This is a genomic window from Streptomyces sp. PU-14G, assembly GCF_041028275.1.
In the GTDB taxonomy this organism is placed as follows: domain Bacteria; phylum Actinomycetota; class Actinomycetes; order Streptomycetales; family Streptomycetaceae; genus Streptomyces.
Window position 1 is genome coordinate 1 of the sequence record NZ_JASKYT010000262.1, and the last position, 9,628, is coordinate 9,628.

9 protein-coding genes and 1 pseudogene are annotated in these 9,628 nt (G+C 71.7%); 7 read left to right on the plus strand and 3 right to left on the minus strand.

Annotated elements, in window-relative coordinates; translation table 11 throughout:
- Positions 1-44: 44 nt before the first annotated feature.
- From AB8Z75_RS25040 to mmsB, 4 genes are read left to right on the plus strand one after another with little or no spacing between them, the layout of a single operon-like run.
- Entirely contained in the window at positions 45-1,055 is a 1,011-nt protein-coding gene (locus AB8Z75_RS25040) for a hypothetical protein (RefSeq protein ID WP_369205696.1), read from the plus strand.
- Between the two features lie 3 nt (positions 1,056-1,058).
- The gene (gene chvE / locus AB8Z75_RS25045; protein ID WP_369205698.1) at positions 1,059-2,177 is read left to right on the plus strand and encodes a multiple monosaccharide ABC transporter substrate-binding protein; all 1,119 of its coding nucleotides are present in this window, start codon (positions 1,059-1,061) and stop codon (positions 2,175-2,177) included.
- 29 nt (positions 2,178-2,206) lie between these two features.
- Positions 2,207-3,766 (plus strand): multiple monosaccharide ABC transporter ATP-binding protein, encoded by a 1,560-nt coding sequence (gene mmsA / locus AB8Z75_RS25050; protein ID WP_369205712.1) that lies wholly within the window; start codon positions 2,207-2,209, stop codon positions 3,764-3,766.
- Positions 3,767-3,774: 8 nt separating this feature from the next.
- A complete protein-coding gene (mmsB, locus tag AB8Z75_RS25055; RefSeq protein WP_369205700.1) occupies positions 3,775-5,010 on the plus strand; it encodes a multiple monosaccharide ABC transporter permease in 1,236 nt (411 codons plus the stop codon).
- Between the two features lie 146 nt (positions 5,011-5,156).
- Here mmsB and AB8Z75_RS25060 read toward each other — a convergent pair whose 3' ends face one another.
- Together AB8Z75_RS25060 and AB8Z75_RS25065 are read right to left on the minus strand one after the other, a co-directional pair.
- Positions 5,157-6,002, minus strand: coding sequence for an SMP-30/gluconolactonase/LRE family protein (locus AB8Z75_RS25060; protein WP_369205702.1), 846 nt, complete (start codon positions 6,000-6,002; stop codon positions 5,157-5,159).
- Complete coding sequence (locus AB8Z75_RS25065) at positions 6,002-6,772, minus strand: IclR family transcriptional regulator (protein WP_369205704.1); 771 nt, start codon at positions 6,770-6,772, stop codon at positions 6,002-6,004. The genes AB8Z75_RS25060 and AB8Z75_RS25065 overlap by 1 nt, the downstream gene beginning before the upstream one ends.
- Before the next feature lie 142 nt (positions 6,773-6,914).
- Between AB8Z75_RS25065 and AB8Z75_RS25070 the strand changes: the two genes are divergently transcribed.
- A complete protein-coding gene (locus AB8Z75_RS25070; protein WP_369205706.1) occupies positions 6,915-7,148 on the plus strand; it encodes a DUF6480 family protein in 234 nt (77 codons plus the stop codon).
- Between the two features lie 96 nt (positions 7,149-7,244).
- Here AB8Z75_RS25070 and AB8Z75_RS25075 read toward each other — a convergent pair whose 3' ends face one another.
- On the minus strand, positions 7,245-7,925 hold the full coding sequence (locus tag AB8Z75_RS25075) for a VOC family protein (protein ID WP_369205708.1): 681 nt from the start codon (positions 7,923-7,925) through the stop codon (positions 7,245-7,247).
- Positions 7,926-8,268: 343 nt separating this feature from the next.
- Here AB8Z75_RS25075 and AB8Z75_RS25080 point away from each other — a divergent pair, with 343 nt between their 5' ends.
- Together AB8Z75_RS25080 and AB8Z75_RS25085 are read left to right on the plus strand one after the other, a co-directional pair.
- Positions 8,269-9,234: a SigB/SigF/SigG family RNA polymerase sigma factor gene (locus AB8Z75_RS25080; RefSeq protein WP_369205710.1), complete on the plus strand. Its 966-nt coding sequence runs from the start codon at positions 8,269-8,271 to the stop codon at positions 9,232-9,234.
- Positions 9,235-9,334: 100 nt separating this feature from the next.
- A pseudogene (locus AB8Z75_RS25085) lies at positions 9,335-9,628 on the plus strand (haloacid dehalogenase); the annotation flags it as partial.

Consider the following 9,628-nt stretch of genomic DNA (forward strand, 5'->3'; position numbering starts at 1 on the left):
ACCCTGAACGCCCCCGCCCTCTCCGACCCGTCGAAGGAGCCTGTGTGAGCACCACCGTCCGCCATCCCGGCGAACCCGCCCTCACCGCGCTCGGGCTGCCCGCGCCCGTGCCCGAGCCCGCCGACTCCTCCCCGCACGCCTTCCCCGACGGGGGGCTGTGGCGCACCGAGGTGCCCTCCTGCGAGGGGCCCGAGGCGCTGGCCGTCGTCCTGAAGGAGTCCGCGCGCCTGGACGTGCCCCTGCACCGCATCAGTCAGGGCAGCGGCATCTGGATGCTCACCGACGCCGAGATCACCGAGATGGTCGAGGCGTGCGCCGCCCGCGACGTCGAGCTGTGCCTGTTCACCGGGCCGCGCGGCACCTGGGACACCGGCGCGGCCACCCGCACCGCATCGGGCGGCGCCGGGCTGCGGGCGCGCGGGCACAGCGCGCTCGCCGGGTGCGTCGAGGACGCCGTGCGCGCCACCGAACTGGGGGTGCGCTGCCTGCTGGTCGCCGACGAGGGCGTGCTGTGGACGCTGCACCGCGCCCGCGCCACCGGCGTGCTGCCGGCCGACGTGACGCTGAAGGTCTCGGCGCTGGTCGGCCCGGTCAACCCCGCCTCGTACGCCGTCCACGAGCGGCTGGGCGCCGACTCGCTCAACGTGCCCGGCGACCTGACTCTGAGCCACCTCACGGAGATCCGCCGGGTGAGCGCGGCCCCGCTGGACCTGTACATCGAGGCGCCCGACGACCTCGGCGGTTACGTGCGGATGTACGAGCTGGCCGAGCTGATCCGGCGCGGGGCGCCGCTCTATCTGAAGTTCGGTCTCGCGAAGGCGCCCGGCATCTACCCGTCGGGGCGGCATCTGCGCGAGGTGGTGCTGGAGACGGCGCGCGAGCGGGTCCGCCGCGGCCGGCTCGCCCTCGACCTGCTGGCCCGGCACGGGGCCGACGGCGGTATGTCGCCGCTCGGCTCCCGGCTGCCGGGCGACCTGCACCGCTTCCCGCACGACGCGGAGCGCCCCCGGCCCGGCCGGGGCGCCGCGAACACCGAGTCCGTCGAGAGGAACTGACCCATGCGCACCCGCAGACGCCGCGTCGCCGCTTGTGCGGTGCTGGCGACCGCACTCGTCGCCGGGCTGACCTCCTGCGGCCAGGAGGCCCGCGGCGGCAGCCGCTACCAACCCGAGGCGGGCAAGGGCGGCACCGTAGGCATCGCCATGCCCACCAAGTCCTCGGAGCGGTGGATAGCCGACGGCAGGAACATGGCCAAGCAGTTCCGCAAGGCCGGGTACAAGGCCGACCTCCAGTACGGGGACGACAAGGTCGAGAACCAGGTCGCCCAGATCGAGAACATGATCACCAAGGGGCACCGGCTGCTGGTCGTCGCCGCCATCGACGGCTCGGCCCTCACCCACGTCCTGACGCGGGCGGCCGAGGCCCACATCCCCGTCATCTCCTACGACCGGCTCATCCTCGGCACCGAGAACGTCGACTACTACGCCTCCTTCGACAACGAGCGCGTCGGCGAACTCCAGGGCCAGTACATCCTCGACCGCCTGGGCCTGGAGAAGCCCGACCCCGACGCCGAGGAGCGCCACACCATCGAGCTGTTCGCCGGATCACCCGACGACAACAACACCAAGTACTTCTGGAACGGCGCCATGAAGAAGCTGAAGCCGTACCTTCGGACGGGCCAGCTCGTGGTGCGCAGCAAGCAGACGAAGATGAACCAGGCCACCACCCTGCGCTGGGACGGCGGCACGGCGCAAAAACGCATGGACGACCTGCTCAGCAAGAACTACGGCAGCACCGACGTGGACGCGGTGCTCTCCCCGTACGACGGCATCTCCATCGGCATCATCTCCGCGCTCAAGAGCGCAGGGTACGGCACCAAGCGGCATCCGCTGCCCGTCGTCACGGGGCAGGACGCCGAACTGGCCTCCGTGAAGTCCATCGTGGCCGGCGAGCAGACCCAGACCGTCTTCAAAGACACCCGCAAGCTCGCCAAGCAGGCCGTCCAGATGGGCGACGCCGTCCTCACCGGCAAGAAACCCGAGGTCAACAACACCACCGACTACGACAACGGGAAGAAGATCGTCCCCGCCTACCTCCTCAAGCCGGTCTCCGTCGACAAGAAGAACACCCAGCTCCTGATCGACGAGGGCTACTTCACCAAGGAGCAGCTGCGGTGAGCCCCGCCGAAGTGGGACCCGTCCTTCAGATGCGGGGCATCACCAAGACCTTCCCCGGCGTCACCGCGCTGTCCGACGTCAACCTGACCGTGCGCCCCGGCGAGATCCACGCGGTCTGCGGCGAGAACGGCGCGGGCAAGTCGACGCTCATGAAGGTGCTCAGCGGCGTCCACCCGCACGGCAGCTACGACGGGGAGATCCGCCTGTTCGGCGAGCCGGTCGCCTTCAAGGACATCCGCGCCAGCGAGGCCCGCGGCATCGTCATCATCCACCAGGAACTCGCCCTCGTCCCCTTCCTGTCCATCGCGGAGAACATCTTCCTGGGCAACGAGCAGTGCGGCGGCACGCGCGGGGTCGTCGACTGGAACGCCACCTTGCAGCGGGCCGCCCGGCTGCTGCGGCGCGTCGGACTGCGCGAGAACCCGCAGACGGCCGTCGCCGACATCGGCGTGGGCAAACAGCAGTTGGTGGAGATCGCCAAAGCGCTGTCCAAGGAGGTGAAGCTGCTGATCCTGGACGAGCCGACCGCCGCGCTCAACGACGAGGACAGCGCGAGCCTCCTCCAGCTCATCCTGGAACTGCGCGACCAGGGCATCGCCAGCATCGTCATCTCGCACAAGCTGGGCGAGATCCGCCGCATCGCCGACACCGTCACCATCCTGCGCGACGGCCGCACCATCGAGACCTTGACCGTGCGGGAGGCCCCCGAGCAGCCCGCCGAGTTGTCGGAAGACCGCCTCATCCGCGGCATGGTGGGCCGCGACCTCGACCACCGCTTCCCCGACCGCACCCCCTACGAGGGCGAGCACGCCACCGCGCTGGAGATCGCGGGATGGACGGTGCGTCACCCCGTCGACCACCAGCGCAGGGTCGTCGACGACGCGTCGCTGACCGTGCGGCGCGGCGAGATCGTCGGCATCGCGGGGCTGATGGGCGCCGGACGCACCGAGCTTGCCATGTCCGTCTTCGGCCGCTCCTACGGCCTGTACGAGGCGGGCACCCTGCGGGTCGCGGGCCGCCAGGTCCGGGCGAAGACCGTGCCCGCGGCGATCGAGGCGGGCATCGCCTACGTCACCGAGGACCGCAAGCGCTACGGCCTCAACCTGATCGACACCATCAACCGCAACATCTCGCTGGCGTCCCTGGCGGGCATGGTCAGGCGCGGCGTCGTCGACGAGCACCACGAGAGCTCCGTCGCCGAGCGCTACCGGAAGTCCATGAACATCAAGGCACCCACCGTGCACGAGCAGACCGGCAGGCTGTCCGGCGGCAACCAGCAGAAGGTCGTGCTCAGCAAGTGGATCCACGCCGACCCCGAGGTGCTGATCCTGGACGAGCCGACCCGGGGCATCGACGTGGGCGCCAAGTACGAGATCTACACCGTCATCGACGCTCTCGCAGCCCAGGGGAAGGCCGTGCTGTTCATCTCCTCCGAACTGCCCGAACTGCTGGGCATGTGCGACCGCATCTACACCATGGCCGAGGGCCGTCTGACCGCCGAGTTCGCGCGGGCCGACGCCGGCCAGGAAGTCCTCATGCGCCACATGACCCGCCGGCAGCCCACCGCCGGCACCCGGAACAGAGACTGAGGCCCGCCATGACGACCACGACCCGCTCCCCGCACTCCGGCATACCGCCCCAGCAGCCGTCCGCCGCCCGCTCGGCAGGCGCGGTGCTGCTGGAGAACATGCGCGGCCACATGCGCCAGTACGGGATGCTCACGGCGCTGCTGCTCATCGTCGTGCTGTTCCAGATCTGGACCGACGGCACGCTGCTGCTGCCCAACAACGTCTCCAACCTGATCCAGCAGAACGGCTACATCCTCATCCTGGCCATGGGCATGATGATCGTCATCATCGCCGGCCACATCGACCTGTCCGTCGGCTCGCTGGTGGCCTTCGTCGGCGCCATGGCGGCGGTGATGATGGTCAAGGGCGGCATGCCCTGGGGCCTTGCGCTGGCCCTCTCGCTGCTGATCGGTGCGGTCGCCGGCGCCTGGCAGGGCTTCTTCATCGCCTACGTCGGCATCCCGTCCTTCATCGTGACCCTCGCCGGAATGCTGCTCTTCCGCGGCCTGACGCAGATCGTGCTGGAAGGCCGCTCCCTGTCCCCGTTCCCCGGCGGCTTCCAGAACCTCGCCAAGGGCTTCATCCCCGAGATGGGCCCCTACACCCAGTACCACAACCCCACACTGGTGATCGGGCTCGTCGCGCTCGTCCTGCTCCTGCTGCGCGAACACCGGGACCGCAGGCGCCAGGTGGCCTACGAACTCGAAGTGCTGCCGACGGGACTGTGGGTCGCCAAGTGCGTGGCCCTCGCCGCCGCCGTCGTCGCCTTCACCCTGACCCTCGCCAGCTTCCACGGCGTGCCCGTCGTCATGCTGGTCATGGGCGCGCTGCTGATCGGCCTCGGCTACGTGATGCGCAACGCCGTGGTCGGCCGGCACGTGTACGCGCTGGGCGGCAACAAGGCCGCGGCGAAGCTGTCCGGCGTCAAGGACCAGCGCGTCACCTTCCTCGTCTTCGTCAACATGGGCGTCCTCGCCGCGCTCGCAGGGTGCGTCTACGCCGCCCGGCTCAACGCCGGCACCCCGCAGGCGGGCCTCAACTTCGAACTGGAGGCCATCGCCGCCTCCTTCATCGGCGGCGCGTCCATGAGCGGCGGCGTCGGCACGGTGATGGGCGCCGTAATCGGCGGACTCGTGCTGGGCGTGCTCAACAACGGCATGTCGCTGGTCGGCATCGGCACCGACTACCAGCAGGTCATCAAGGGTCTCGTGCTGCTCGCCGCCGTCGGCTTCGACGTCTGGAACAAGCGCAAGGCAGGACGCTGATGCCCGCACGCTCCGGGCGGGCTGACATCAGCCCGCCCCCAGCCTTCGGCCGGGAGGTGCCCCCAGGCGCTTGAGGACGAGCGAAGCGGGGGTCGGGGGCGAAGCCCCCCGTTTCGGGAAGAGGTGGGGTTGGGAAAGAACAACCCTCAGCCCGCGAAGGGGGGTTGGGGCAGGCCCCGGCCCGCGTCCGGCAGGACGAAGAGCGAGCCGTCCAGCGGCGAGGGGGAGACCAGCCCGGCGCGGGCCGAGGTGACGTAGAGGTCGGTGAGGCCGGCCCCGCCGAACGCGCACGCGGTGGGCCGCCGGACGGGCAGCTCGACGACCCTCTCCAGCGTCCCGTCCGGCGCGTAGCGCCGTACGGCGGCACCGTCCCACAGCGCCACCCACACACAGCCGTCCGCGTCGACGGCCAGCCCGTCGGGGAAGCCCGCGCCCTCCTCGACCACCGCCAGCGGGCGGCGGCCCGTCACCAGCCCGTCCTCGCGCACGTCCCACACGTCGACGCGGCGGGTGGGGCTGTCGACGTGGTACATGCGCGTGCCGTCGGGGCTCCAGCCGGTCCCGTTGGAGACGGCGACGTCACCCAGGACGGTGGTCGCCGTGCCGTCTCCGGCGAGCCGCACCAGGGTGCCACCGCCGGGCTTCTCGTCGTAGCGCATGGTGCCCGCCCACAGGGCGCCGTCCGGGGCGACGGCCGCGTCGTTGCCGCGCCGCCCGGCAACGGGGTCGTGCAGCAGCCAGGCGAAGCGCCCCTCGGCGTCGTACGCGCCGATTCCGTCCCGCAGGTTGACGACCAGTCCGCCGCCCGCGCGCGGCTTGGCGGCGCCCACGTGCGTCTCCGTCGTCAGCACGGTGCGCCGGCCGTCCGCGGGGTCGTAGGTGTGGACGCGGGAGGCGAGGATGTCCACCCAGATCAGGTGCCCCCTCGCCGCGTCCCACGTCGGCCCCTCGCCCAGCTCCGCGTGGGCCCGCAGAACCGTCGTCACCCCCATCACAGCCCCCTGTGTCCCAGCCGCTCGGACAGCCGCGTAGCGCCGCTCTGGGCCAACCCCTCCAGCTCGGCGCGGCGTTCGCCACTCCACCTGACCAGCGGAACCGACACGGACAGCGCGGCCACCACCCGCCCGGAGCGGTCCCGTACCGGCGCGGCCACACAGCTGACGTCCGGGTTGGACTCGCTCTCCTCCACGGCGGTGCCGCGCTCGGCGACGCGCCCCAACTCGGCGCGGAGCGCCACCGGGTCGGTGATGCTGTGCGGCGTCATGCCGTGCAGCTCGGCGCCCTCGGGGAACCGCGCGGCCAGCTCGTCGGCCGTCAGGCACGCCAGCAGCATCTTGCCGACGGCCGTGCAGTGCGCCGGCAGCCGGCGCCCCGCCGCCGAGACCATCCGCACGGCCTGGGTGGAGTCGACCTTGGCGATGTAGATGACGTCGGTGTCCTCCAGGATCGCCACGTGGACGGTCTCCTCGCAGGTCTCCGCCACCGAGCGGGCCACCTGCTGGCCCTCGGCCGCCAGGTCGAGCTGTTCGGCGTACCGGCTGCCGAGCTGGTAGGGGCGCACCCCGAGCCGGTAGTGGCCCGACCTGCCGGGCACCGGCACCAGGTAGGAGCGGGCGGTGAGCGTGGCGACCAGCTCGTGCACGGTGGTGCGCGGCAGTTGCAGCCTGCGCACGATGTCCGGCGCGGTGAGCGTGCCGTCCCCCTCCAGGAACAGCTCCAGAATGTCCAGCGCCCGGGTCACAGCGGGCACGAGCCGCCCCATGGAGGCCTCCTGTTCGAGATTTCAACACCAGGTCGAATTCCCGAACAGTGTAGCGAGCGCGGCGCCCCGGCACAGGGCCGAAGCCGCCGGATACCGCGCACTCGGAGGTGTACGAAGCCGCCCCGCGGTCCACCCGGAGGTCATGAGGCACGCCAATCAGGACCCCGATCCCGACCCGGACCGCACCCCCGGACTGGAGCGCGGCGGGCAGGTCCCGCCCGGCGAGACCCCGCCTGCCGAAGGCAGCATGTCCGAGGCGGGTCCGCGCGAGACACACAATCCGACCAAGGGCTGGAGCAAAGGCCCCCTCGTCCTGATCGCACTCGTGGTCGTCGTCTTCCTCGTCTTCTTCATCGGCTACCTCGTAGGCCTGTAGCCGTAGCCGTAGCCGTAGCCGTGGGCGGCTGGGCGGTGGGCGGTGCCCGGGGAGCTTGGTGAGCCCGTGGAGCCCGGGAGATCCGAACGAGAGGCTTCAGGGCCGGGCGAGGGTGAGCAGGGCCCCGTGGGGGTCGCTCAGCGTGACACGGCTCGCCCCTTCGACGTCCTCGTCCGGTGCGAGGACGGTGCCGCCGTGGCGCTCTGCCGCTGCCGCCGCCTCGCCCGGGTCGGCGCAACGGAAGGTGATGACCCAGCGCGGGCGGGCGCCCGGGTCGGGGTCCCCGGGGCGGGCGCCCGCCCGCAGGCAGGCGTGCGGCCACCGTCCCTGTTCCCGCGGCCAGCCCAGCACGGCGCTGTAGAAGTCCAGCGCGGTGCCCGGGTCAGCGGTGCGCAGGCACAGTTCGGCGGGAGCCTCACCGGCACCCACACTCCATTCCGGGGGCGCCGAGCCCTGCCACAGCCCGAACGCGGCGCCGCACGGGTCGGAGCCGAGGACCGTGCGGCCGTTGCCGAAGTCGACAGGCCCGACGGCCACCGTGCCGCCGCGCTCGTTCATCAGCTCGGCCGCCTTGTCCGCGTCCTCCACCAGGAAGAAGACCGTCCAGCGTGCGGGCAGGCCGCGCGCCGCCGCGGCCTCGTTCAGCCCCGCGACCGGCTGTCCGGCCGCGGTCGCCACGCGCGCCTCGGGCGCCAGGGAGCCGTCCTCGAACGACCAGCCGAGTACCGCCCCGTAGAACGCCTCGGTGGCCTGCCGGTCGTCTGTGGTCACACTCACCCAGCAGGCGGTCCCTGCTCGCTTTGACATCTCGTCCTCCCGGCCGTCTCGCCACCCGAGGCGGCGGCCGAATCGGCCGCCGCGCGGCGGCCGGGTGCCCTGTCGCGATGCGGACAAACGCCCGCCGCGCAGGCCTCGTCGCTCACTCTCCGTGGGGTGCGGACTACCCATCGCAAGCGGGCGCGACCTGCGAAGATGCCGCGCGGCGTGGTGTGTGTCACGGTGAAATGGGCCGCTGCTGATGCTGCGGCGACCGGCCCTGATCCTGTCCGGAAGCGGACTGGGGGATCGCTTCTCGCCCCTCTTGCACAGCACCCATGTGAGACGTGGGAGTGAGCAGCTCATGAACACCACACGGTTCCGCACCACCGAGGACCGCACCACGTCGGCCGAGGAGCCGCCCCGGGAGATACAGGGGACGGACGGCGCCGAGGCAGCCACCACGCGGTCGAAGACCGCTGTCGATACCGCCGCGTCCCCTGAACCCCGTCGTACCCATCACGACGCCCCCGACACGGCAGCCGACTTCGCCGAACTCGTCCACCTGCCCGAGGGGCCCGAGCGCCGACGGCTCCAGGACTGCGTGGTCACCGCCTGGCTGCCGATGGCGCACCGCCTCGCCCGCAAGTTCCGCAACCGCGGCGAGTCGCTCGAAGACCTCGAACAGGTCGCGGCACTGGCCCTGGTCAAGTCCGTCGAGCGGTACGATCCCGCCAGGGGCAACGCCTTCGAGACGTTCGCCATCCCCACGATCTACGGCGAACTCAAACGGCACTTCCGCGACAACATGTGGGAGATCCACGTTCCCCGGCGCGTCCAGGACCTGCGCAACCGGGTGCGGGCCTCCCTGCGCGAGCTGGAGCTGACCAGCTCGGGGCGCTCGCCCACCGTGGCCGAGCTCGCCGCCCACGCCGGGCTCTCCGAGGAGGACACCCTGGCCGGCATGGAAGCCCTCCAGTGCTTCAACTCCCTCTCCCTCGACGCCCCCGTCTCCGCGGAGGCCGCCGGGGGCGGTGACGCCGCGGGCGACGGAGCGATCTGCCTCATGGACACGCTCAGCTCCGACGAGAGCGGCTACGACCACGTCGTCGACCGCGAAGCGGTGCGCTCCTGCCTGTGCCGGCTGCCCGAACGCGAGCAACGACTCCTCTACCTGCGGTTCTTCGGGGAGCTCACCCAGTCCCAGATCGCCCGCCGTCTCGGCGTCTCGCAGATGCACGTCTCCCGCCTCCTGGCCGCGGCGTGCCGGCGCGTCCGCGAGGAGATCGAGCAGGAGGAAACCGCCGACCCGCCCCGCGCCGCGGCCTGACGCGTCCGCCGCGCGGGACGGCGCACCGTGCCCGCCGCGCCCGTGGGCCGCCGTGGGTACCCGAGCCCCGGCAGGCCCGTACCGCCGGGAGGAGACCCGTATGCGCACCGCCGCCCGACGCCCGCAGGCCGTCGTCTTCGACGTGCTGGAGACGCTGATGCGGCTGGAGCCGCTCGGCGACCGGTTCGAGGAGATCGGACAGCCGTCGGCCGCGCTCCAGCCGTGGTTCCTGCGCGTCCAGCGGGACTGCATGGCGCTGGCCCTCAGCGGCGAGGTGCCTTGTTTCTCGACGTTCCTCGGCGCCGCCCGCCAGGCCCTCCGCGTGGAGAGCGGCCAGTCGGTCTCCGACGCGGAGATCGAGCACGTGCTGAGCGGCTTCCCCGCGCTGCCCGCC